General features: G+C 67.9%; 21 protein-coding genes. 9 read left to right on the forward strand and 12 right to left on the reverse strand.

Annotation, left to right across the window (positions count from 1 at the left end):
• Nucleotides 1-64 precede the first annotated feature (64 nt).
• The 4 genes from NS334_RS03375 to NS334_RS03390 form a co-directional block, all read right to left on the reverse strand.
• Nucleotides 65-1,486 (reverse strand): ammonium transporter, encoded by a 1,422-nt coding sequence (locus NS334_RS03375; protein WP_058754554.1) that lies wholly within the window; start codon nucleotides 1,484-1,486, stop codon nucleotides 65-67.
• A gap of 11 nt (nucleotides 1,487-1,497) precedes the next feature.
• Nucleotides 1,498-1,836, reverse strand: a complete 339-nt coding sequence (locus NS334_RS03380; RefSeq protein WP_058754555.1) for a P-II family nitrogen regulator — start codon at nucleotides 1,834-1,836, stop codon at nucleotides 1,498-1,500.
• Nucleotides 1,837-1,966: 130 nt separating this feature from the next.
• Nucleotides 1,967-2,167, reverse strand: a complete 201-nt coding sequence (locus NS334_RS03385; protein ID WP_058754556.1) for a DUF2007 domain-containing protein — start codon at nucleotides 2,165-2,167, stop codon at nucleotides 1,967-1,969.
• On the reverse strand, nucleotides 2,167-2,718 hold the full coding sequence (locus tag NS334_RS03390) for a pyridoxamine 5'-phosphate oxidase family protein (RefSeq protein ID WP_058754557.1): 552 nt from the start codon (nucleotides 2,716-2,718) through the stop codon (nucleotides 2,167-2,169). The genes NS334_RS03385 and NS334_RS03390 overlap by 1 nt, the downstream gene beginning before the upstream one ends.
• A gap of 50 nt (nucleotides 2,719-2,768) precedes the next feature.
• Here NS334_RS03390 and NS334_RS03395 point away from each other — a divergent pair, with 50 nt between their 5' ends.
• Nucleotides 2,769-3,014 carry a type II toxin-antitoxin system CcdA family antitoxin gene (locus tag NS334_RS03395; RefSeq protein ID WP_058754558.1) on the forward strand — a complete coding sequence of 82 codons (246 nt, stop codon included), beginning with the start codon at nucleotides 2,769-2,771 and terminating at the stop codon, nucleotides 3,012-3,014.
• Nucleotides 3,014-3,310 (forward strand): CcdB family protein, encoded by a 297-nt coding sequence (locus tag NS334_RS03400; protein WP_058754559.1) that lies wholly within the window; start codon nucleotides 3,014-3,016, stop codon nucleotides 3,308-3,310. Before NS334_RS03395 ends, NS334_RS03400 begins: the two co-directional genes overlap by 1 nt.
• On the opposite strand, the gene tldD is transcribed toward NS334_RS03400, so the two are convergent.
• Both tldD and NS334_RS03410 read right to left on the reverse strand, forming a co-directional pair.
• A complete protein-coding gene (gene tldD / locus NS334_RS03405; RefSeq protein ID WP_058754560.1) occupies nucleotides 3,307-4,722 on the reverse strand; it encodes a metalloprotease TldD in 1,416 nt (471 codons plus the stop codon). The two genes, NS334_RS03400 and tldD, sit on opposite strands and share 4 nt — an antisense overlap.
• Nucleotides 4,723-4,766: 44 nt before the next feature.
• Nucleotides 4,767-5,003 carry a zinc-finger domain-containing protein gene (locus NS334_RS03410; RefSeq protein WP_058754561.1) on the reverse strand — a complete coding sequence of 79 codons (237 nt, stop codon included), beginning with the start codon at nucleotides 5,001-5,003 and terminating at the stop codon, nucleotides 4,767-4,769.
• Nucleotides 5,004-5,102: 99 nt separating this feature from the next.
• Between NS334_RS03410 and NS334_RS03415 the strand changes: the two genes are divergently transcribed.
• From NS334_RS03415 to NS334_RS03445, 7 genes are all read left to right on the forward strand, one after another.
• On the forward strand, nucleotides 5,103-5,468 hold the full coding sequence (locus NS334_RS03415; protein WP_153002567.1) for a hypothetical protein: 366 nt from the start codon (nucleotides 5,103-5,105) through the stop codon (nucleotides 5,466-5,468).
• Nucleotides 5,469-5,478: 10 nt separating this feature from the next.
• A complete protein-coding gene (locus tag NS334_RS03420) occupies nucleotides 5,479-6,420 on the forward strand; it encodes an ABC transporter ATP-binding protein (protein ID WP_058754563.1) in 942 nt (313 codons plus the stop codon).
• 176 nt (nucleotides 6,421-6,596) lie between these two features.
• Nucleotides 6,597-7,529 (forward strand): 3-keto-disaccharide hydrolase, encoded by a 933-nt coding sequence (locus NS334_RS03425; protein WP_058754564.1) that lies wholly within the window; start codon nucleotides 6,597-6,599, stop codon nucleotides 7,527-7,529.
• Nucleotides 7,530-7,758: 229 nt separating this feature from the next.
• Nucleotides 7,759-9,336 carry an L-aspartate oxidase gene (gene nadB, locus NS334_RS03430; protein ID WP_058754565.1) on the forward strand — a complete coding sequence of 526 codons (1,578 nt, stop codon included), beginning with the start codon at nucleotides 7,759-7,761 and terminating at the stop codon, nucleotides 9,334-9,336.
• Nucleotides 9,337-9,481: 145 nt separating this feature from the next.
• Nucleotides 9,482-10,591 (forward strand): serine hydrolase, encoded by a 1,110-nt coding sequence (locus NS334_RS03435; protein ID WP_058754638.1) that lies wholly within the window; start codon nucleotides 9,482-9,484, stop codon nucleotides 10,589-10,591.
• A gap of 108 nt (nucleotides 10,592-10,699) precedes the next feature.
• Entirely contained in the window at nucleotides 10,700-13,462 is a 2,763-nt protein-coding gene (gene polA / locus NS334_RS03440) for a DNA polymerase I (RefSeq protein WP_058754566.1), read from the forward strand.
• A gap of 196 nt (nucleotides 13,463-13,658) precedes the next feature.
• Nucleotides 13,659-15,176 (forward strand): lipopolysaccharide biosynthesis protein, encoded by a 1,518-nt coding sequence (locus NS334_RS03445; protein WP_058754567.1) that lies wholly within the window; start codon nucleotides 13,659-13,661, stop codon nucleotides 15,174-15,176.
• Between the two features lie 6 nt (nucleotides 15,177-15,182).
• Here the strand turns inward: NS334_RS03445 and NS334_RS03450 are convergent, their stop codons facing one another.
• The 6 genes from NS334_RS03450 to NS334_RS03475 form a co-directional block, all read right to left on the reverse strand.
• A complete protein-coding gene (locus NS334_RS03450) occupies nucleotides 15,183-16,487 on the reverse strand; it encodes an adenylosuccinate synthase (RefSeq protein ID WP_058754568.1) in 1,305 nt (434 codons plus the stop codon).
• A 110-nt stretch (nucleotides 16,488-16,597) separates the two neighbouring features.
• The gene (locus tag NS334_RS03455) at nucleotides 16,598-16,987 is read right to left on the reverse strand and encodes a VOC family protein (RefSeq protein ID WP_058754569.1); all 390 of its coding nucleotides are present in this window, start codon (nucleotides 16,985-16,987) and stop codon (nucleotides 16,598-16,600) included.
• A gap of 65 nt (nucleotides 16,988-17,052) precedes the next feature.
• Nucleotides 17,053-17,463: a hypothetical protein gene (locus tag NS334_RS03460; RefSeq protein ID WP_153002568.1), complete on the reverse strand. Its 411-nt coding sequence runs from the start codon at nucleotides 17,461-17,463 to the stop codon at nucleotides 17,053-17,055.
• A gap of 133 nt (nucleotides 17,464-17,596) precedes the next feature.
• The gene (locus NS334_RS03465; protein ID WP_058754571.1) at nucleotides 17,597-18,697 is read right to left on the reverse strand and encodes an ATP phosphoribosyltransferase regulatory subunit; all 1,101 of its coding nucleotides are present in this window, start codon (nucleotides 18,695-18,697) and stop codon (nucleotides 17,597-17,599) included.
• Between the two features lie 40 nt (nucleotides 18,698-18,737).
• Nucleotides 18,738-20,315: a phosphoglycerate dehydrogenase gene (gene serA, locus NS334_RS03470; protein ID WP_058754572.1), complete on the reverse strand. Its 1,578-nt coding sequence runs from the start codon at nucleotides 20,313-20,315 to the stop codon at nucleotides 18,738-18,740.
• A 144-nt stretch (nucleotides 20,316-20,459) separates the two neighbouring features.
• Entirely contained in the window at nucleotides 20,460-21,614 is a 1,155-nt protein-coding gene (locus tag NS334_RS03475; protein ID WP_058754573.1) for a phosphoserine transaminase, read from the reverse strand.
• Nucleotides 21,615-21,775 lie beyond the last annotated feature (161 nt).

The following is a 21,775-nucleotide window of genomic DNA, read 5'->3' on the forward strand; positions in this document are numbered from 1 at the left end:
GCGTCCGCAGGAGGAACATCGGTGGCGGGGTGGCGGCGACCATCGTCGCCACCCCGCGAATTCGTCAGTAATTGTAGGCGCGTTCGCCATGCTCGTTGATGTCGAGACCTTCGACCTCGACCTCAAGCGACGGGCGCAGACCCATGGTGGCCTTGATCCCGTAGAACAGCACCGCCGAGACGCCGCCCGACAGGCCGAGCGTCAGCACCACCGCCTTGATCTGCGTCACGATCTGCGCGGCCATGTCATATTCGCCGGCGACCGACGGGAACTTGGTATAGTCGATCCAGCCCTGGCCACCCAGCGACGGCGCGGCGACGATCGCGGTGCCGATCGCGCCGATGATCCCGCCGACGCAGTGGACGCCGAACACGTCGAGCGTGTCGTCATAGCCCAGCTTGTTCTTCACCGTGGTGACGAAGAAGAAGCAGACCGCGCTGGCGACGAAGCCGAGGATGATCGAGGTCATCGGTGCCGCGAACCCGGCCGCCGGGGTGATCGCGACGAGGCCGGCGACCGCCCCCGACACGCCGCCCAGCAGCGACGGCTTCTTGTGGACGATCTGTTCGATCACCGCCCAGGCGACCGCCGCGGCGGCGGTGGCGACGAAGGTGTTCACGAACGCCAGCGCGGCGGCGCCGTTCGCTTCCAGGTTGGAGCCCGCGTTGAACCCGAACCAGCCGACCCACAGCAGCGAGGCGCCGATCATGGTCATGGTCAGCGAGTGCGGCGGCATCGGCTCCGACTTGTAGCCGTGGCGCTTGCCGATGATGAGGCAGCCGACCAGACCCGCGATCCCCGCATTGATGTGGACGACGGTGCCGCCCGCGAAGTCCAGCGCGCCCCAGCCGTACAGCAGCCCGGCGTCGGTCGGTGCATCGGCCAGATAGTCCGGGCCCGCCCAGTACCAGACCATGTGCGCCATCGGGAAATAGACGATGGTGAGCCACAGGACCACGAACACCAGCAGCGGCGTGAACTTCACGCGTTCCGCGAACGCGCCGACGATCAGCGCGGGCGTGATGCACGCGAAGGTCATCTGGAACGCGATGAAGGCGTATTCGGGGATATAGACGTTGTTCGAGAAGGTCGCGGCCACGGACGACGGGCCGACACCCTTCAGGAACAGCTTCGAGAAGCCGCCGACGAAGGCGTTGCCGCTGGTGAAGGCCATCGAATAGCCCCAGCAGACCCAGACCAGGCTGGCGACCGAGACGATCATCAGCACCTGCATCAGCACGCTGAGCATGTTCTTGGTGCGGACGAGCCCGCCGTAGAACAGCGCGAGACCCGGGATCGACATCAGCAGCACCAGCGCCGCCGAGATCAGCATCCACGACGTATCGCCCTTGTTGACCATCGTCGCCGCCAGATCGGCGGCGGGCGCGCGGGCGGGGCCGGCGGCCTGCGCCAGCGCGGGCGCGGCGGTCATCAGCGTGGCGAACAGCGCCCCCGCGCCGCCCGCGACTTTTCGAGAAAGCGTCATCAACTCCCCCCTCACAATGCGGTATCGTCGGTTTCGCCGGTGCGGATGCGCACCGCCTGCCCGACGTCGAGCACGAAGATCTTGCCGTCGCCGATCGCGCCGGTGTTCGCGGCGGCCTGGATCGCCTCGACCACGCGGTCGGCGATATCGGCGGCACAGACGACCTCGATCTTGATCTTGGGCACCATGTTGGTGCTGTATTCGGCGCCGCGGTAGATTTCGGTCTGGCCCTTCTGGCGACCGAACCCCTTAACCTCCGACACCGTCATCCCGGCCACACCGACGGTGGTCAGCGCCTCGCGCACCTCGTCGAGCTTGAACGGTTTGATGATGGCTATGACCAGCTTCATCGCGCCCCCTTTGCGTTTGTCCGCTGGAGCGCGTCGCAAAGGCCGTGCCAGTTGCCCGCCCAGAGACGCGGACCGGAAAAGTTCCTAACGGGCGTTAATTTTTGTGCAGCGCGGCAGGCGTGCCTGTTTTTCAGGCAGTGCCGACGATCGCCCGCGCCTCCGCCAGATCCAGCTCATCCACCATCACGCGCACCGGGATCAGCAGCCAGCTTCCGTCGGCGATGCTCGCGCCGCCGTCGAAGGCGAGCGCCGCGATTCCCTCGCTTTCCAGCCGCGCGACGAGGATGCTGGCCAGATTGCGATCGTACCGCCCGACTTCGACCAGCGCCATCAGGCGGGCGCCCGTGTGGGGTTGCGGACCGGCAGACCGTCGATGCTCCGCGTGCGAACCGCATATTTGCCGAAGCGCGTCGTGTCGCTGGTGCCGGCATGATATTTGTTGAGCGTCTCGCGCTCCCGCTCGAACGCCATGTACGGCACGCCCCATCCGCACGACGTCTGCACCTGCTGCACGTCGATCACGAAGATCTGCCGCGTGCCGGGCAGCAGGGTGAAGCGCGCGGCCAGCGCGTCCCATCCGTCATCCTGCGGCAGCACGGGACGCCCGCGCCCATAGATGCGGAAGATCAGCGCCGGATTGTCGAAGGCGCAGAACATGATCGTGATCCGCCCGTCCGCCAGCAGATGCGCGTTGGTCTCGTTCCCCGATCCCGCGACATCCAGATAGGCGACGGTCGCGTCGTCCAGCACCCGGAAACTGTCCATCCCCTTGGGACTGAGATTGATCCGGGCATCGGCGGCGGCGGTCGCGACGAAGAACACCGGCTGCTTCACCACAAAGGCGCGATGCGCCTCGGTCAGCGCGGGGAAGAACTCGGCCATCGGCGATGCTCCACATTGACGCGCATGGGGCATGCGCATAGCTTGCGAGCATGAAGCACGATCCGATCGTCTCCGGCAAGCGCAAGTCGGTCAATCTATCGCTGGATACCGGCGTGGTGGCGTATGCGCGGGAGCAGGGGCTCAACCTGTCGCAAGTGACGGAGGTAGCGCTGCGCAAGGCGGCCAAAGCTGCGTCCGATGAGGCGTGGCAGGAAGAGAACCGCGACTGGATCGAAGCGCATCGACGCTGGGTCGAGGAGAATGAGCTGCCGCTCGAGAAATACCGGATGTTCTGATGGCGCGGTTCGACGTCTACCGCCTGCGCGACGGTTCGATGGTGGTCGACTGTCAGGCGGATTTCCTGAAAGACATCGGCACCCGCTTTGTTCTCCCGCTGCTGCCGCGTGGCGAAGGGCCGGGACCGAATGCGCGCGTCAATCCGGAGTTCGAGGTGGAAGGCGAGCGGCTGGTCCTGGTCGCTCAACTCGCCGCCACCATCCGTACCACCGAACTGCGAACCCGCGTCACCTCATTGGCGGATCAGGAATATCGCATCATCGGCGCCATCGACGTGCTGATCGGGACGGCTTAGGACGTCCCGCCCACCGTCAGCCCGTCGATCAGCAGCGTCGGCTGGCCGACCCCGGCCGGGACGCTCTGCCCGCCCTTGCCGCAGATGCCGATCCCTTCGTCCAGCGCGAAGTCGTGGCCGACGCCCAGCACCTTTGTCAGCACGCTCGGCCCGTCGCCAATCAGCGTCGCACCCTTGATCGGCGCGCCGATCTTGCCGTCCTCGATCCTGTACGCCTCGGTGCAGGAGAAGGTGAACTTGCCCGACACGATATCGACCTGCCCGCCGCCGAACGACTTGGCGAAGATGCCCTTCCTCACACGGCTCAGCAACTCGGCGGGATCGTCGCGCCCGGCCTTCATGAAGGTGTTGGTCATCCGCGGCATCGGCGCGTGGGCGAAGCTCTCGCGCCGCCCGTTGCCGGTCGGCTCCACCCCCATCAGTCGCGCGTTGAGCCGGTCCTGCATATAGCCCTTCAGGATACCGTCCTCGATCAGGATCGTCTCCGATGTCGGCGTGCCCTCGTCATCGATCGTCAGCGACCCGCGCCGGTCGGCGATCGAGCCGTCGTCGACGATCGTCACGCCGGGCGCCGCGACGCGCTCGCCGATCCGCCCCGAAAAGGCCGACGTGCCCTTGCGGTTGAAATCGCCCTCCAGCCCGTGCCCGATCGCCTCGTGCAGCAGCACGCCGGGCCATCCCGAGCCGAGCAGCACCGTCATCTCGCCGGCCGGCGCATCGACCGCCTCCAGATTGACCAAAGCCTGCGCCAGCGCCTCGTCGATCGCGCGCTCCTGCACCGCCGGGTCGAACAGCCGGTCGTAGAGATAGCGGCCGCCGATCCCGAACGAGCCCGTCTCGCGGCGCCCGTTCGCCTCCGCGACGATCGACACGTTCAGCCGCACCAGCGGGCGGGCGTCGGTCGCGATGAAACCGTCGGCGCGCACCACCTCGACGACGCTCCACGTCCCGGACAGACTGACCGACACCTGCGCGACACGCGGATCGCGCGCGCGTGCGGCGGCGTCGATCGACTGACACAAATTCACCTTGTCCGCGAACGGCACCAGATCGAGCGGATCGGCATCGGTATAGAGCCGGTGGTTGGTCCGTCCTGGCGCGGCGGCCTTCGCGCCCGTGGACGGATCGATCAGCGCCATCGTCTCGCCCGCGCGCCGGATCGCCGCCTCGCTGAGTTCATTGGCGTGCGCGAAGGCGGTCATCTCGCCCGACACCGCGCGCAGGCCGAAGCCGGCGGTCGTGTCGTAACTGGCGGTCTTCAGCCGCCCGTCGTCGAAGCCGAATGCCTCCGCCTTGCGATATTGCAGGAACAGTTCGCCGTCATCGGCGCGTGCCAGAATGTCGGCGGTCAGTCGCTGCGCGGCGGCGGGATCGAGCGTGTCGCGGTACAGGAAGGAACGGGGATCGGTCATGGCGCCAAGATAGGCGCGACCCCCGCCCGATACCACTGCGGGGATTATTGCGGGCTGGCGCCCTCGGAAATGTCGGGCAGCTTGCCATGATCGGTACCGTCCGCCGGGCCGCCGATCAGCACGAAGCGCCGGTCGCAATAGCCGCAATCGACATAGCCATGCTCGTCGATCTGCAGCCAGACGCGCGGATGGCCGAGCGCCGCGCCGCCGGGAATGTCGGTCGCGCCGTCACAGGCGACGCGAGGTTGCGAGACACGGACGAGTTCGGGCGGAGCAATCATGCCCGCCAATTAGCAAGCGGTGACGGAGGCGACAACCGGCTAGCTGCGTCGTCTCGGTTGCCTTAATATGGCGCGGTGCGGCGGGATGGGTTCGTCACGGTGGCGCTGGGCCTGTATGCCGTCTGCTTTGCCGGGGGCGCCTTCAATCATGCGCGGGATTTCCTCGGGCATGGTCCGCGCCCCTATGCCGCCGCACCCCTGCCACTCGAAGTGTTCTGGTCCGCGTTGCTGCCGCTCGACGTGGCTGTCGTGATCCTGTTGTGCTGCGGTCGTCGTCGTGCCGGTCTTTTGCTGGCCGCCGCGATCATGGTCGTGGATGTGGCGGCGAACAGCTACGCGGTTCGGACATACGGTTGGGATTTCAGTACCGCCCTGCAACTTCAGTCGCTGTTCCTGGGGTTTGTCCTCGGCTCGCTGCCATTCCTCTGGTCGCGGGGACTTGGCCGCCCGTCGCGAAAGGCCTAACCGGAGCGCCATGACCGACGCCGCCATCTCGATCCGCGACCTGTGCAAGACCTACGCCGGGGTGAAGGGCGGCGCACCGAAACGCGCGCTGGACGGCGTGTCGTTCGACGTGCCGCGCGGCAGCATCTTCGGCCTGCTCGGGCCGAACGGCGCGGGCAAGTCGACGCTGATCAACATCCTCGCCGGGCTGGTGAACAAGACCAGCGGCACGGCGTCGATCTGGGGCTTCGACATCGACGAACACCCGCGCAACGCCAAGGCCTCGATCGGGATCGTCAATCAGGAGATCCTGTTCGATCCCTTCTTTACGCCGGTCGAGACGCTGGAGATCCAGGCGGGGCTATATGGCGTGCCGAAGAAGGAGCGCCGCAGCATGGAATTGCTGCGCGCGGTCCATCTGGAGGACAAGGCGCGCGCCTATGCCCGCACGCTGTCGGGCGGCATGAAGCGACGGTTGATGGTCGCCAAGGCGATGGTCCACCAGCCGCCGGTGCTGGTGCTGGACGAGCCGACCGCCGGCGTCGACATCGAATTGCGCCAGCAACTCTGGACCTATGTCCGCGGCCTCAACGACGCGGGCGTCACGGTGGTGCTGACGACGCACTATCTGGAGGAGGCCGAGGAGCTGTGCGATCGCATCGCGATCATCAACCACGGCCGCGTCATCGCGAACGAGCCGACCGCCGAATTGCTCGGCAAGGCGCAGGAAAAGATCGTCGCGGTGACGGTCGATCGCGACGTGTCGGCGCTGCCCGACAATGCCTGTTTCGAAAAGGTCGCGCTGAAGGGCACCCGGACGCTGGAAATCACCTATGCCAAGGACCGCGTGAACGCGGGCGAGGTGCTCGGCGCGATCCAGCGTGACGGCTACGGGATCGTCGACGTTTCGACCAAGGAAGCCGATCTGGAGGACGTGTTCCTCAACCTGACGCGCGCGGCGAACGCGGGTTAGGGTTCACGCGGAGACGCGGAGGACGACTGTCGCTCCAGCCGACGGTGGAAGCGGAAGACACGCTTCTTTTCTCCGCGTCTCCGCGCCTCCGGGTGAACCCCTATGCGACCATCAACGCATTGTGGAAGCTCGCTAATCCTGCAATGTCCTCCCCCCGATAACCGGGAGGGAGTGACATGAAGACGATCCTGCTCGCGGCGACCGCCGTGCTGGCGCAGGCAAGCGCGCCGTCCCCGGTCGACCAAGCCCGCGCGATCGTCGGCGATGCCCCCGCCACGTCGCAGACGCTGGTCCTCACCGACATTTCCCAACCCACCGGCCCGATGCGCGAGCTGTTCAACCGCCGCGACCTGACCGGCTGGGAGACATGGCTCGGCTATCCCGATCCGGCGGTCACCTATCGCGACCGGCCCGGCGCGACCCCGATCGGCCGCAGCCGCGCGACGACCGGCGATGTCGCGGTGAAGACGATCGACGGCCAGCCCGCGCTGTGGGTGAAGGGCCAGACATGGGGGGCGATCGTCCATGACGCCGATCTGCGCGACTATCACCTCCGGCTCGAATATCGCTGGGGCGACCAGCGCTGGGCGCCGCGCGCCGACAAGGCGCCCAACAACGGCCTACTCTACCACACGCACGGCGCGCCCGGCGCGGTGTTCGGGACGTGGCAGCCGTCGGTCGAGTTCGAGATGATGCCCGGCTCGACCGGCATGGCGGTCGCGGTCGGGCGCGACGTGCGCATCCGCACCACCGCCGCGCTCGACCCGACGCTGATTTCGCCGCCGATCCGCTATCGGATGGGCGGCAAGCCGGTCGAGATCGTCAACGGCACGCTGATCTGGAACGTCGAGAACGCGCGCGATGCCGAGCGGCCGGCGGGCGAGTGGAACACGCTCGACCTCTATGTGCTGGGCGACCGCGCGGTGCATGTCGTCAACGGCGTGCCGGTGATGGTGGTCGAGGGGCTGGCGACCGTCGCCGCCGACGGGACGCGCACGCCGCTGACGCACGGTCGCATCCAGTTGCAGTCCGAGGGCGCGGAGACGTGGTTCCGCCGCGTTGCGGTCGAGCCGATCGACCGGCTGCCGAAGGTGGTCGAGAAGCGCTGAGCCCCCCTCCGTCATTCCCGCGAAGGCGGGAATCCAGAACCTCTGACCTCGCGGCCCCTGCGAAGACCTGCGCCTCTGGATTCCCGCCTCCGCGGGAATGACGGGGGCAGGGCACGCAAACACCTGTCCCACAACCCCCTATCTATGCCACATGGATCATCATGTGCGCCTACACCCCCGCTATACCCCGCCAGCGTCTCAACATTCGCAACATTCGCGGGTGCACGGCATGACCCGGAGCGATGTCCTGATCGTCGGCTCCGGCGCGGCCGGACTGACCGCCGCGCTCAACCTCGCCGACCGGTTCAAGGTCACGGTGCTGGCAAAGGGCGCGCTCAACGATGGATCGACCGCCTGGGCGCAAGGCGGGATCGCCGCGGTCCTCGAACCCGGCGACACGTTCGAGCATCATGTCGAGGACACGATGGTCGCGGGTGCCGGGCTCAACGATCGCGGGATCGTCGAGTTCGTCGTCGAACGCGCGCCCGCCGCGATCCAGCGGCTGCGCGCGCTGGGTGTCCCCTTCGCCGAGGAGAAGGGTGCGCTCCACCTGACGCGCGAGGGCGGGCATTCGCATCGCCGCATCGTCCATGTCGCCGATGCGACCGGCTGGGCGGTGCAGGAGGCGCTGCAACGCGCCGCCACGGCGCATCCCAACATCACCCTGATCCCCGATCAGGTCGCGATCGACCTGGCCACCAGCCGCCACGAACAACGCTATTCGGGCGCGGGCAATGTCTGGGGCGTCTATGCGATCGACCGGCAGAGCGGGCGCGTGCAGCTCCATACCGCGCGCGCGACGATCCTGGCGACCGGCGGGGCGGGGCGGACGTATCTGTTCTCCACCGCGCCGCGCGGCGCGACCGGCGACGGGATCGCGATGGCGTGGCGCGCGGGCGCGCGCGTGGCGAACATGGAATTCATGCAATTCCACCCGACCTGCCTCTATCATCTGGAGGTCAAGAACTTCCTGATTACCGAGGCGGTGCGCGGGGAGGGCGGGCGGCTCATCAACCCGACCACCGGCAAGCGCTTCATGCCGTATTACGACGAGCGGCTGGAACTGGCGCCGCGCGACGTGGTGGCGCGCGCGATCGATGCCGAGATCAAGCGCTACGGCCTCGATTTCGTCCATCTCGACATCAGCCACATGCCCCCGGAATTCGTCCGCGCGCACTTCCCGAACATCTACGAAAAGCTGCTCGGCCTCGGCATCGACATGACGACCTCGCCGATCCCGGTTGTGCCCGCGCAGCATTACACCTGCGGCGGGATCGTCGTGGACAGGGACGGGCGCACCGACCTGCCCGGCCTCTATGCGGCGGGCGAGTGCACGCAATCGGGCCTGCACGGCGCGAACCGGCTGGCGTCGAATTCGCTGCTCGAATGTTTCGTGTTCGGCGAGGCGGCGGCGCGGCATATCGCCGACTGCTGGGACAATCTGCCCGAGGTGCCGGTGATCCGCGCCTGGGACGAAAGCCGCGTGACCGATTCCGACGAGGAGGTGGTCATCAAGCAGAACTGGACCGAAATCCGCCGCTTCATGTGGAATTACGTCGGCATCGTGCGCACCACCAAGCGGCTGGAGCGCGCGCGCCACCGCATCGACCTGCTCCGCAGCGAGGTCGAGGATTATTACGGCCATTTCCGCGTCACGCCGGACCTGATCGAGCTGCGCAACCTGCTCCAGACCGCCGACCTGATCGTCCGCTCCGCGCTGCACCGGCACGAAAGCCGCGGGCTGCATTACACGCTCGACTATCCCGGCCTCGTCGATCCGCCGGTCGATACCGTGCTGGTGCCGTGACACCCCCGGAATCAGCCGCTTGAGCGAGGACGACTCGCTTCGTCGCGCGGGTGCGGGCGGTCGTCGCAACCCCGAGTCGCGGGGCTATGCGATCGATACCGCTACCGGCACACACCCGGATCAGGCAGGGGTGACGGCGGCGGACATGGGAAAGACGACATTCGCGCACCGGACGGCGGTGATCGGCTGGTCGCTGCTGATCGCCGGCTGCGGCGCGGGCGCGGGCTCGACGCTGATCCCCGCCGCCCCGCCGCCGCCGTTGGTGTCGGTCGCGGTCCCGCCGCCCGCGCCGCCGCGCCCGAAGTCCGCGCCGCGCGCGCTGCAGGAGCGCGTTACGCAGTTGATCCGCAGCTTTCCCGGCAAGGCGGGGGCGGCGATCCAGGCGGTGGACGAGGACTGGATCGTTTCCGAAGGCGGCGCGCTGTACCTGCCGCAGCAGAGCGTCAGCAAATTATGGGTCGCGATGACCGTGCTGGCGCAACGCGACGCCGGGCGGCTGAAGCTCGACGATCCGGTGCTGGTGACGCGCGACGATCTGACGCTTTTCCATCAACCGATCGCCTCGCTGGTGACGGCGCAGGGCTATCAGACCACGGTCGGCGGGCTGATGACGCGCGCGCTGACGCAGAGCGACAATACCGCGAACGACCGGCTGCTGACCGTCGTCGGCGGCCCGGCGGCTGTGCGGCGGTTCCTGGCGGAAAAGCACATCAGCGGCATCCGCTTCGGTCCCGGCGAGCGGCTGCTCCAGAGCGGTACGGCGGGCGTGACCTGGAAGCAGTCGATGGCGATGGGGCGCGGATTCGAGGCGGCGCGCGCGAAGCTGGACCCCGCCGTGCGCCGCGCCGCGCTGCAACGCTATATCGACAATCCCGCCGACGGCGCGCAGCCCGCCGCGATCGTCGAGGCGATGGCACGGCTGGCGCGCGGCGAATTGCTCAGCGAGACCTCGACGCGCATCCTGCTGGACACGATGGCGGCCTCGCACACCGGGCGCGCGCGGTTGAAGGCGGCGACTCCGCCGGGGTGGAAGCTGGCGCACAAGACCGGTACCGGGCAGGAACTGGGCGCGCGCAACGCCGGCTTCAACGACATCGGCCTGCTCACCGCGCCGGACGGCCGCCGCTATGCGATCGCGGTGCAGATCGGCGACACCACCGCGCCGATGCGCGTGCGGCAGGTGCTGATCCAGCAGGTCGCGGCGGCGCTGACGGGTGCGCAGCCGCGCGCGGGCGGGGCGGACGAATCGGAATAGCCGCGCCTTTCCGTCATTGCTGCGCTCCGCTCGCAATGACGATGGAGCGGGCGGCAAGGATACGAACCCCGGTTCCCCACAACCCCAATCCGTTATAGGGCAGGCGCCATGCCGCACCTCTATCTCGTCGACGGATCGGGCTACATTTTCCGTGCCTATCACCGCCTGCCGCCGCTGACCAACAAGCATGGCGAGCCGGTCGGTGCGGTCTATGGCTATACCGCGATGCTCTGGAAGCTTGCCGACGCGCTCCACAAGGCGGACGGGCCGACGCACATGGCGGTGATCCTCGATAAGTCGAGCCACACGTTCCGCAACGAGCTGTACGACCAGTACAAAGCGCATCGCCCGCCGCCGCCCGAGGATCTGGTCCCGCAATTCCCGATGATCCGCGACGCCACCCGCGCCTTCTCGCTGCCGTGCATCGAGGAAGCGGGCTGGGAGGCCGACGATCTGATCGCCAGCTATACCAAGGCGGCGCTGGCGCAGGGCTGGCAGGTGACGATCGTCAGTTCCGACAAGGATCTGATGCAGCTGATGACCGATCCATCGGTCGACATGCTCGACACGATGAACAACCGCCGGCTCGGCTCCGAGGCGGTGGTCGAGAAGTTCGGCGTCGGCCCGGAGAAGCTGGGCGACGTCCTCGCGCTGATGGGCGACAGCGTCGACAATGTGCCGGGCGTCCCGGGTGTCGGGCCGAAAACCGCCGCGAAGCTGATCCTCGAACATGGCGATGTCGAAGGCGTGCTGACCGCCGCCGACACGATGAAGAAGGGCAAGCTGCGCGAGAATCTGATCGAGCATGCCGAGGCGGCGCGGATGAGCCGCAAGCTGGTCGAGCTGGCGTGCGACGTGCCGCTGCCGCAGCCGCTGGAGGAACTGTCGCTGGCGGACGGCATCCCCGACGCGCCGTTGCGCGCCTTCCTCGAACATCACGGCTTCCGCACGCTGCTGTCGCGGCTGGGCGAGGTCGCCGACGCGCCGGTCGCAGAGGCACCGACCGATGCCGGCTTCGATGCCGACGAACCCTGCAAGCACGACGACTATGAAACGGTCGTCGACATGGACGCGCTCGACCGCTGGATCACCGTCGCCCGCCACCAGGGCTGGGTCGCGATCGACACCGAAACGACCGCGAAGGACCCGATGCTCGCCGATCTGGTCGGCGTGTCGCTGGCGCTGCATCCAAATCTCGCCTGCTATATCCCGCTTGGCCACGGCGGCAGCGACATGTTCGCCGAACGCCCGCCGCAGCTCGACTGCGACGTGGCGCTGGCGAAGCTCAGGCCGCTGCTGGAGGATCCCGGCGTCCTCAAGATCGGGCACAACCTGAAGTACGACATGATCGTGCTCGGACGGCTGGGCGTCGACGTCGCGCCGTACGACGACACGATCGTGATGAGCTTCGATCTCGACGCCGGGCTGCACGGCCACGGCATGGACGAACTGGCCGCGACGCATCTGTCGCACACCTGCATCGCCTACAAGGATGTGGTCGGCACGGGCAAGAAGGCGCTCGGCTTCCACGAGGTCGATCTGAAGGCCGCGACCCGCTACGCTGCGGAGGATGCCGACGTGACGCTGCGCCTGTGGCGGCGCTTCACCGCGCGCCTGCCGCGCGAGGGCGCGACGCGCGTCTATCAGATGGTCGATCGGCCGCTGGTGGCGGTGATCGCGCGGATGGAGCGGCGCGGGATCAAGATCGATCGCGAGAAACTCGCGCAGCTCTCCGGCGATTTCTCGACGCAGATCGCGGCGCTGGAGGGCGTCGTCCACGAACTGGCGGGCGGACCGTTCACGATCGGCAGCCCCAAGCAACTGGGTGACGTGCTGTTCGAGCGGATGGGGCTGAAGGGCGGGCGCAAGGGCAAGAGCGGCGTCTATTCGACCGACGTCAACGAACTCGAACGCCTTGCCGCCGACCGCGGTTCGCCGGGTGCGGAAATCGCGACCAAGGTGCTGGAATGGCGTCAGCTGACCAAGCTGAAGAACACCTATACCGATGCGCTTCAGGAACAGATCAACCCCGCCACGGGCCGCGTCCATACCAGCTATTCGTTGACCGGCGCCCAGACCGGTCGGCTGTCCTCGACCGATCCGAATTTACAGAACATTCCGATCCGCACCGAGGTCGGCCGCCAGATCCGCGACGCTTTCGTCGCCGAGCCGGGCAACGTCATCCTCGCCGCCGACTATTCGCAGATCGAGCTGCGGCTGGCCGCGCACATGGCCGAGGTGCCGCAGCTGAAGGAGGCGTTCGCGCGCGGCGACGACATTCACAGCCTGACCGCGCAGGAATTGTTCGGCGAGGTGACGCGCGACACCCGCGCGTCGGCGAAGACGATCAACTTCGCGATCCTCTACGGCATCTCACGCTGGGGGCTGGCGGGGCGGCTCGACATTTCGGCGGACGAGGCGCAGGCGATGATCGATCGCTATTTCGACCGCTTCCCCGGCATCAACCGCTATATCGCCGAGACGCTGACGCAGGTGCGCGAGCACGGCTTCACCGAGACGCTGTTCGGCCGCAAGACGCACTTCCCGCGCATCCGCAGCAAGGTGCAGCACGAACGCCAGGGCGCCGAGCGCGCCGCGATCAACGCGCCGATCCAGGGCACCAGCGCCGATATCATCAAGCGCGCGATGGTGCGGATGGAGCCGGCACTGCTGGAGGCGGGGCTGCCCGACGTGCGGATGCTGCTCCAGGTCCATGACGAACTGGTGTTCGAATTGCCCGAGGGCGATGTCGAGCGGGCGCGCCCGGTGATCGAGCGCGTCATGGCGGGCGCGGCGGAGCCGGCGGTGGTGCTGGACGTGCCGCTGGGGGTGGAGATCGGGGTCGGACGGAGTTGGGGAGAAGCGCATTGACCGCGCCGCTTGGCAGCCGGCCACGCCCGGCTGACTCAAGCCAGCGCGGGCGGCGGGCAACGCCCGTCCGACGACGCGGCTTCGCCGCGGCGCACCTCTCCCACCACCGTCATTGCGAGCGCAGCGAAGCAATCCAGAGCCCAGCGCGTGACGCTCCGGATGGCTTCGCTCCGCTCGCAATGACGAAGTGCTTCGCATGACCGACCAGACCGAGGACATCGCCGCGCTCGCCAAGGGCGGCCGCACCAACGTCGCGGGGTTCATCCTGCGGCTGGGCGCGCGGATCCCGTTCCTGTTCATCGCGGGCCACATGTACGGTGCGGCGCTGGTCGGGCGCTTCGCGATCGCGGTCGTCGTGGTCGAGTTCGCCGCACTGATCGCCACGCTCGGCCTCAAGCGCGGGCTGGCGCAGGCTTTGTCCTCCACCGAGCGTCCGCACAATCACGTCGTGTTCGACGCGCTGGCGCTGGCGCTGATCGCCAGCCTGATCGCCAGTGCCGCGCTGTTCGCGTTTCCGCAGGCGATGTACCCCAATTCGGCGATCGTCGGGCTGGACCGCTTCTTCCCGCTCATCATCCTCGCGCCCGCGCTGTCCGACGTCAGCCTCGCCGCGCTCGCCTATCGCCACGATGTGAAGGCCAGCGTCACGGCACGGGCGGTGATCGAACCGTGGACGCTGTCGATCTTCGCCTTCCTGTTCTCGTTCTTCACGCACAAGGACGGGCTGGTGCTGGCCTATGTCGCCAGCATGGTCGCCGCGCTGACCGCCAGCATCGTGCCACTCATCCGCAGCTATGGCGTGCCGCACGGCTGGTCGCCGCACGTCGGGCAATTGTGGCAGATGACGCGCGCCAATACCCCGCTGGCGGGGGCGGACGCGCTGGAGTGGGGCAGCCGCAACATCGACCGGCTGATCCTCGGCACGCTATTCGCGCCGAGCGTGGTCGGCATCTATTACATGGCGCAGCAGGTCGCGAGCCTGCCGCAGAAGCTGAAGACCAGCTTCGATCCGATCCTGGGTCCGGTCGTGACGCAGAGCCTGGCGCGCGGCGACCTGACGGCGATCGCGCGGCAGGTGCGGCAGGTGGCGTTCTGGATCATCGCGGCGCAGCTGGCGCTGGCGATCACCGCCTCGATCCCGCGCGAGGGCGTGATGGCGACGATCGGGCCGCAATTCGTGAGCGGCGCCGCACCGATGGTATTCCTGCTGTTCGCGGAGGTCTTCGCCTCGACCGGCGCGGTGTCCGAATCAGCGCTGGTCTATATGGCGCGGCACCGCAACCTGTTGATTTCGATGACGATGCTGGCGTTGCAGGTCGCCTTGTCCTTCGCGCTGATCCTCGCGATCCGCGCGGCCGGCTATGGCGTGACGACGCAGGCGGCGGGCGCGCCGGTCGCGCTGATGCTGGTGTTGCTGCTCACCTCGTTCATCAAGGCCGGCGTTCTGGGACGGCTGCTGGGAGCAAGCGTCTCGCCAATGCGCTGGCCGCTGGTCTGGGCGGCGTGCGCGGGGGCTGCGGTCGGTGGCGCCTTCACCTTGTTGCCGCCGGGCTGGCGCTGGGCGCAGGTATCGATCGGCGTCGCCGCGACGCTCGCGGCCTATCTGTTCGTGATCTGGCGTTACGCCTTCGGTCCGGAGGACCGCGCCCTGTTCAGCAAGATGCCTCGCGCGGAGGAGGCGACCTTGCCGAACGAGGGCGGGTTCATCCGCTGACGATCCTCAGTCCGCGAACGGATCGCGGACCAGGATCGTATCGGCGCGCTCCGGACTGGTCGATACCAGCGCCACCGGGCAGCGGATCAGTTCCTCGACGCGGCGGATGTATTTGATCGCCTGTGCGGGCAGGTCGGCCCAGCTTCGCGCGCCGGCGGTCGATTCCTGCCAGCCCTCCATCGTCTCATAGACCGGCTCGACCAGCGCCTGATCGGCGGCATGGGCGGGATAATAGTCGATCACCTCGCCGCGCAGGCGATAACCGGTGCAGATCTTCACTTCGTCGAAGCCGTCGAGGACGTCGATCTTGGTCAGCGCGATGCCGGTGATGCCGCCGACCGCCGCCGATTGCCGTACCAGCACCGCGTCGAACCAGCCGCAGCGGCGCTTGCGCCCCGTGACCGTGCCGAACTCATGCCCGCGCGTGCCCAGCCGCTCGCCGGTCGCCCCATCCGGACCATCGCCCTCCAACTCGGTGGGGAAGGGGCCGGAGCCGACGCGCGTGGTATAGGCCTTGGCGATGCCGAGCACGAAGCCGACCGCCGACGGCCCCAGTCCCGAGCCGCCGGCCGCGCTGCCGGCGATCGTGTTCGACGAGGTGACGAACGGATAGGTGCCGTGATCGATGTCGAGCAGCACGCCCTGCGCGCCCTCGAACAGGATGCGCTTGCCGGCCTCCTTGGCGATGTTCAGGTCGCGCCACACCGGCCGCGCGAAGGGGAGCACGAAATCCGCGATCGTGCGCAATTCGGCGACCAGCGCCTCACGGTCGATCGGCGGCTCGCCGAACCCGGCGCGCAGCGCGTCGTGGTGCGCGGTGAGTCGATCGAGCTGCGGCCCGAGATCGTCGAGATGCGCCAGATCGCAGACGCGGATCGCGCGCCGCCCGACCTTGTCCTCATAGGCCGGGCCGATCCCGCGCCGCGTCGTCCCGATCTTACCCGCGCCGCTGGCATCCTCGCGCAGGCCGTCGAGGTCGCGGTGGAACGGCAGGATCAGCGCGCAATTGTCGGCGATGCGCAGCGTCTCGGGCGTGGCGGTCACGCCCTGCGCGGCCAGCCGCTCGATCTCCGCCTTCAGCGCCCAGGGGTCGAGCACGACGCCGTTGCCGATCACCGACGGCGTGCCGCGCACGATCCCCGACGGCAGCAGCGACAGCTTGTAGACGTTCTCGCCGACGACCAGGGTGTGCCCCGCATTGTGCCCGCCCTGGAAGCGGACGACCATGTCGGCACGCTCCGCCAGCCAGTCGACGATCTTGCCCTTGCCCTCGTCGCCCCATTGCGCGCCGATGACCGCTACATTTGCCATGGATGCAATTCCCCGCCTGCCGCTGCGGACCCGCGCGCCCTTCGACAGGACTCGGCACGCGGGCGGTTCAGGAATGTCGGGGGCGCGGGTAGCGGGCGGGCGCGGACAGGTCAACCGGGTGCGTGGCAGACCACCGCCAGCTTGTTGCCCGCCGGGTCGCGGACATAACCCGCATACCAGTGCGCCGAATATTGTGGCCGCGGTCCCGCCGGCCCCTCGTCGCTGCCACCATGCGCCAGTGCGGCGGCGTAGAACGCATCGACCTGTTCATGGCTGGCCGCGAAGAAGCCGATCATCGATCCATTCCCGGCGGTGGCGGGGGCCTTGTCAAAGGGCAGGCACACCCACAGAACGAAACCATCGCCCGCGCCGCCCTCCGAATAGCCGCGCCAGCCCGGAAACTGCGCGTGGCTGCTCCACCCGATCGTCGCCAGCACCGCATCGTAGAATGCGTGCGAGCGATCGGCGTCGATCGCCCCCACCGTGGCATAGGCACCCATCTCATCCTCCCTGCTTCGATGCGGGGAGGCTAAGTGGTGGTTGCGAACACATCAAGAACGATTATTTACCGGACGTCGACATCGACGATGACACGCCGCACGCGCCCTTCCGACGTCGCGTTCCGCAACACCACCTTGTCATGACCGTGGAAGTCGGCGGCGGGCGTATAGAAGGCCTGCACGCCGTCGACCTTCTGCTTGTCGCAGACGACGCGCGGATTGGGGGCGACGAAGTTCGGATAGACCTTCTCGGTCGAGATATCGACGACACCGTGATGCGGCTGGCCGAGGACCTGCGTCGTCATCGTGCCCGCCGACGAGCAATCGGGGTTGGTGAGCGTCGCGAACCACAGCCGGATCTTCTCGCCCGGCATCGCGGCCTTGGAAATATGCAGGTCGGCAAAGCCCCTGGTCGGACCGCTGACAACCCGGCGGACGACATAAGTCTGCGCGACGGCGTTACTTGCCAGAAGCACGGATGAAAACAGAATGATGGCAGTCGACAACTTCGGGTTCATGGCAACGATCTCGCGAAAAGTGTCGAGGCCAAGTCTATTCGCGTGGCGGCACCCCGTAAACGCCGCCACCCGACATTACGAACATTTCACCTTACAACGCGCGGGCCTCGCCATCCGCCAGCAGGTGCGTGCACAATTGTGCCTCCGGCGTGTCCCCCGCCTCCAGCGCGGCGACCGTCACCCAGCCCGCCTCCCGCATCCGCGCCGCATCGGCTGCGCGCGTCCCGAACGGCACGAAAAGGCGACGGCGGTCATGCACGGGCGGATCGCCGAGCAGCCGGTCGGCGAACAGCGAGAAACCCGTCGCCGCCTCTTCCGCGCCGCCCTCGTGCACGACCGTATAGGTGCCGCCGCGCCCGATCTCGACGCTCGATCCGCCGCCGAACAGCGAGAAGCCGAGCCACGTCTGATATTCGAAGCCGTGCCGCTCGGTCGGATCGAGCGTCATCGCGACGCGCCCGTCCAGCGTCTGCGCGATCGCGGTCAGTCCGGCGATCCGCGACGCCAGCACACCGTCGCGATCGAACGCGCGCAGCCGGTCCACCGCCTGCTCGAACGGTCCGGCCGCGGCGATCAGCGGCAGGTAATCGGGCGCTATCGCCGCGACACCGCCCGCATCCTTGGCATCCAGCCGCTGGCGCAGATCGTCCAGCCGCTCCGGCCCGACCGGCAACGGCCCGGCAGCCAATGTGTCGACCAGATCGGGCAGCGTGAAGTCGATCGACGGGCGCGCGACATTCGCCGCCGCCAGTGCGTCGATCGCGACCGTTACCACCTCCTGCGCGGCCGCGACCGAATCGAGCCCGAACAGTTCGGCCCCGATCTGTCGCGTCTCGCGCGCCGGCGACAATTGGCTGGCGCGCAGCTTCAGCACCGACCCGGCATAGCTGAGCCGTACCGGACGCGGGTGATGTCCCATCCGCGTCGCCGCGATTCGCGCGACCTGGGCGGTCAGATCGGGGCGGATCGCCAGCGTCCGCTGCGACACCGGATCGACGAAGCGCACCGCATCGTGCAGCGCGCCGGCCTTCAACCGCGTGCCCAGCGCCTCGGCGAATTCGGCCAGCGGCGGATCGACCCGCTCATAGCCGTGTGCGTGGATGGCGCCCAGCACGCGCGCCTCGATCGCGGCGGCGGCATCGGCGAAGGGGGGCAGGCGGTCGCGAAGACCTTCGGGCAGGAGCGCGGTCATGTCAGCCCTCTGCCCGGTGGACAGAGGGCTGACAACCGTTTCAGAACGACAGACCCATGGCGGTCTTCACGCCCGGCAGCGCCTTGACCTCGGCGAGCAGTTGCGCGTCGACCGGCTGATCGACGCTCAGGAGCAGCACCGCTTCGCCGCCGGCTTCACGCCGACCGAGGTGGAAGGTGCCGATGTTCACGCCCGACTCGCCCAGCAGCGTGCCGAGCCGCCCGATGAAGCCCGGCGCGTCCTCGTTGACGACATAAAGCATCGGCCCGGCCAGATCGGCCTCGACCTTGATCCCGAACAGCTCGACCAGACGCGGCGCGCTGTCACCGAACAGCGTGCCGGCCACCGACCGCTCGCCGTCGGCGGTGCGTACCGCGACGCGCAGCAGCGTGTGGTAATCGCCCTCGCGCTCGGTGCGGATCTCGCGCACTTCCATGCCGCGCTCGCGCGCCAGCAGGGGGGCGTTGACCATGTTCACCGTGTCGGTCTGCTGGCGCAGGAAGCCGGTGAGGACCGCGCTGGTGATCGGCTTCGGATTGAGGTCCGCCGCCGCGCCCTCGCGGTGGATCGACACGCGGTCGATCGCGCCGGTCGCGAGCTGCCCGACCAGCGAGCCGAGCTTTTCCGCGAGGCCCATGTACGGACGCAGCTTCGGCGCTTCCTCCGCCGACAGGCTGGGAACGTTCAGCGCGTTGGTGACGCCGCCCGACACCAGATAATCGGCCATCTGCTCGGCGACCTGGATCGCGACATTGACCTGCGCTTCGGTGGTCGACGCGCCCAGATGCGGGGTCGAGATGAAGTTCGGGGTGCCGAACAGCGGGCTTTCCTTGGCCGGCTCGGTCACGAACACGTCGAGCGCCGCGCCCGCGATATGCCCCGAATCGAGCCCCGCCTTCAGCGCCGCCTCGTCGATCAGCCCGCCGCGCGCGCAATTGACGATCCGCACGCCCTTCTTCGTCTTGGCGAGGTTCTCCGCCGACAGGATGTTGCGGGTCTGGTCGGTCAGCGGCGTGTGCAGCGTGATGAAATCGGCGCGCGCCAGCAGCTCGTCGAGCGTCACCTTGGTCACGCCCAGTTCGACCGCACGCTCCTCGGTCAGGAACGGGTCGAAGGCGACGACCTTCATCTTCAGCCCCAGCGCGCGGTCGGCGACGATCGAGCCGATGTTGCCGGCGCCGATCAGGCCCAGCGTCTTGGCGGTCATCTCGACCCCCATGAAGCGGTTCTTCTCCCACTTGCCCGCCTGGGTCGAGGCGTCGGCCTCCGGCAACTGGCGCGCGAGCGCGAACATCAGCGCGATGGCATGTTCGGCGGTGGTGATCGAGTTGCCGAACGGCGTATTCATCACGACCACGCCCTTGGCCGACGCGGCGGGGATGTCGACATTGTCGACGCCGATCCCGGCGCGGCCGACGACCTTCAGGTTCGTCGCGTGCTCCAGAATGTCCTTGGTGACCTTGGTCGAGCTGCGGATCGCCAGCCCGTCATACTCGCCGATGATCGCCTTCAGCTCGTCGGGGGTCTTGCCGGTGATTTCGTCCACCTCGACCCCGCGTTCGCGGAAGATCTCGGCAGCGCGTGGGTCCATCTTGTCGGAAATCAGTACCTTGGGCATGACTATCACTCCGTCGCCCCTGCGCAGGCAGGGGCCTATCTCTGTCGAATGGGATGGTACGGCTGACACTATCGCGTCGCGTGTTGTGTCAGCCGGGGATAGGAAAAAGGCAGACATGGGCCCCTGCCTTCGCAGGGGCGACGATCATGCCTTCGCGGTGGCGTATGCCCAGTCGAGCCACGGCCCGAGCGCCTCGATATCGGCGGTATCCACCGTCGCGCCGCACCAGATGCGCAGGCCCGCGGGCGCGTCGCGATAGCCGGCCACATCGAACGCCGCGCCTTCCTTCTCCAGCAGCCCGGCCATCGTCTTGATGAACGCCTCGTCGGCACCCGCAACGGTCAGGCAGACGCTGGTCTTCGACCGCGATGCCTCATCCTCGGCCAGATGCCCCAGCCAGTCGCGCTCGGCGACGATCTTGTCCAGCGCGGCGGCATTGGCGTCCGACCGCGCGATCAGCCCGCGCTCACCCAGCCCCCTGGCCCATTCCAGCGCCCAGATCGCATCCTCGACCGCCAGCATCGATGGCGTGTTGATCGTCTCGCCCTTGAACACGCCCTCGGCCAGCTTGCCCTTGGACACGAGGCGGAACACCTTCGGCAGCGGCCAGGCGGGGGTGTAGCTTTCCAGCCGCTCGACCGCGCGGGGCCCCAGGATCAGCACGCCATGCGCGCCCTCGCCACCCAGCACCTTCTGCCAGCTGAACGTCGCGACGTCGATCTTGTCCCACGGCAGGTCGTAGGCAAACACGCCAGAGGTGGCGTCGGCAAAGCTGAGCCCGGCGCGATCGTCGGGAATCCAGTCGCCGTTCGGCACGCGCACGCCGCTGGTGGTGCCGTTCCAGGTGAACAGCACGTCGTTCGACCAGTCGATCTGGTGCAAATCGGGAAGCTGGCCGTAATCGGCGCGAATGACGGTCGGGTCGATCTTCAGCTGCTTGACCGCATCGGTCACCCAGCCTTCGCCGAAGCTCTCCCACGCCAGCGCGGTGACCGGACGCGCGCCCAGCATCGTCCACATCGCCATCTCGAACGCGCCGGTGTCGGAACCGGGGACGATGCCGATGCGGTGGGTGTCGGGAAGGTTCAGCAGTTCGCGCATCAGGTCGATGCAATATTGCAGGCGCTGCTTGCCCAGCTTCGAGCGGTGCGAACGCCCGAGGACGTCGGTCGCGAGCTTGGCGGGATCATAGCCGGGGGGCTTGGCGCAGGGGCCGGACGAGAAATGCGGGCGCGCCGGTTTGGTGGCGGGCTTGGCCGCGGGCGCAAGAGTGGCGTCGGCGGCAGTCGAATCAGTCATGTAGACTCTCCTCACAGAGAGCACGCGCGGCGTTGGGACCGCGTGGCCCGTCGACGGCCCTAGCGGCAGGGCGGCGCGCTGGCAACATGGATTATCGGATCGTCGTATCGGGGACTCCCTTCGTCACCCCGGACTTGTCCAGGCGCGGACCGTGCCGCAAG

This window comes from Sphingomonas endophytica, assembly GCF_001476895.1.
GTDB classification, from domain to species: domain Bacteria; phylum Pseudomonadota; class Alphaproteobacteria; order Sphingomonadales; family Sphingomonadaceae; genus Sphingomonas; species Sphingomonas endophytica_A.

Excerpts from the sequence above, each read along its gene's own strand:
- NS334_RS03445 (WP_058754567.1), top strand. The coding sequence starts at position 13,659 with ATGACCGACCAGACCGAGGACATCGCCGCGCTCGCCAAGGGCGGCCGC.
- NS334_RS03410 (WP_058754561.1), bottom strand. The coding sequence starts at position 5,003 with ATGATTGCTCCGCCCGAACTCGTCCGTGTCTCGCAACCTCGCGTCGCC.
- NS334_RS03390 (WP_058754557.1), bottom strand. The coding sequence starts at position 2,718 with ATGGCCGAGTTCTTCCCCGCGCTGACCGAGGCGCATCGCGCCTTTGTG.
- NS334_RS03400 (WP_058754559.1), top strand. The coding sequence starts at position 3,014 with ATGGCGCGGTTCGACGTCTACCGCCTGCGCGACGGTTCGATGGTGGTC.
- serA (WP_058754572.1), bottom strand. The coding sequence starts at position 20,315 with ATGCCCAAGGTACTGATTTCCGACAAGATGGACCCACGCGCTGCCGAG.
- NS334_RS03385 (WP_058754556.1), bottom strand. The coding sequence starts at position 2,167 with ATGGCGCTGGTCGAAGTCGGGCGGTACGATCGCAATCTGGCCAGCATC.
- NS334_RS03380 (WP_058754555.1), bottom strand. The coding sequence starts at position 1,836 with ATGAAGCTGGTCATAGCCATCATCAAACCGTTCAAGCTCGACGAGGTG.
- NS334_RS03455 (WP_058754569.1), bottom strand. The coding sequence starts at position 16,987 with ATGGGTGCCTATGCCACGGTGGGGGCGATCGACGCCGATCGCTCGCAC.
- NS334_RS03435 (WP_058754638.1), top strand. The coding sequence starts at position 9,482 with ATGGGAAAGACGACATTCGCGCACCGGACGGCGGTGATCGGCTGGTCG.
- polA (WP_058754566.1), top strand. The coding sequence starts at position 10,700 with ATGCCGCACCTCTATCTCGTCGACGGATCGGGCTACATTTTCCGTGCC.
- NS334_RS03465 (WP_058754571.1), bottom strand. The coding sequence starts at position 18,697 with ATGACCGCGCTCCTGCCCGAAGGTCTTCGCGACCGCCTGCCCCCCTTC.
- NS334_RS03375 (WP_058754554.1), bottom strand. The coding sequence starts at position 1,486 with ATGACGCTTTCTCGAAAAGTCGCGGGCGGCGCGGGGGCGCTGTTCGCC.
- NS334_RS03475 (WP_058754573.1), bottom strand. The coding sequence starts at position 21,614 with ATGACTGATTCGACTGCCGCCGACGCCACTCTTGCGCCCGCGGCCAAG.
- NS334_RS03420 (WP_058754563.1), top strand. The coding sequence starts at position 5,479 with ATGACCGACGCCGCCATCTCGATCCGCGACCTGTGCAAGACCTACGCC.
- nadB (WP_058754565.1), top strand. The coding sequence starts at position 7,759 with ATGACCCGGAGCGATGTCCTGATCGTCGGCTCCGGCGCGGCCGGACTG.
- NS334_RS03395 (WP_058754558.1), top strand. The coding sequence starts at position 2,769 with ATGAAGCACGATCCGATCGTCTCCGGCAAGCGCAAGTCGGTCAATCTA.
- tldD (WP_058754560.1), bottom strand. The coding sequence starts at position 4,722 with ATGACCGATCCCCGTTCCTTCCTGTACCGCGACACGCTCGATCCCGCC.
- NS334_RS03450 (WP_058754568.1), bottom strand. The coding sequence starts at position 16,487 with ATGGCAAATGTAGCGGTCATCGGCGCGCAATGGGGCGACGAGGGCAAG.
- NS334_RS03425 (WP_058754564.1), top strand. The coding sequence starts at position 6,597 with ATGAAGACGATCCTGCTCGCGGCGACCGCCGTGCTGGCGCAGGCAAGC.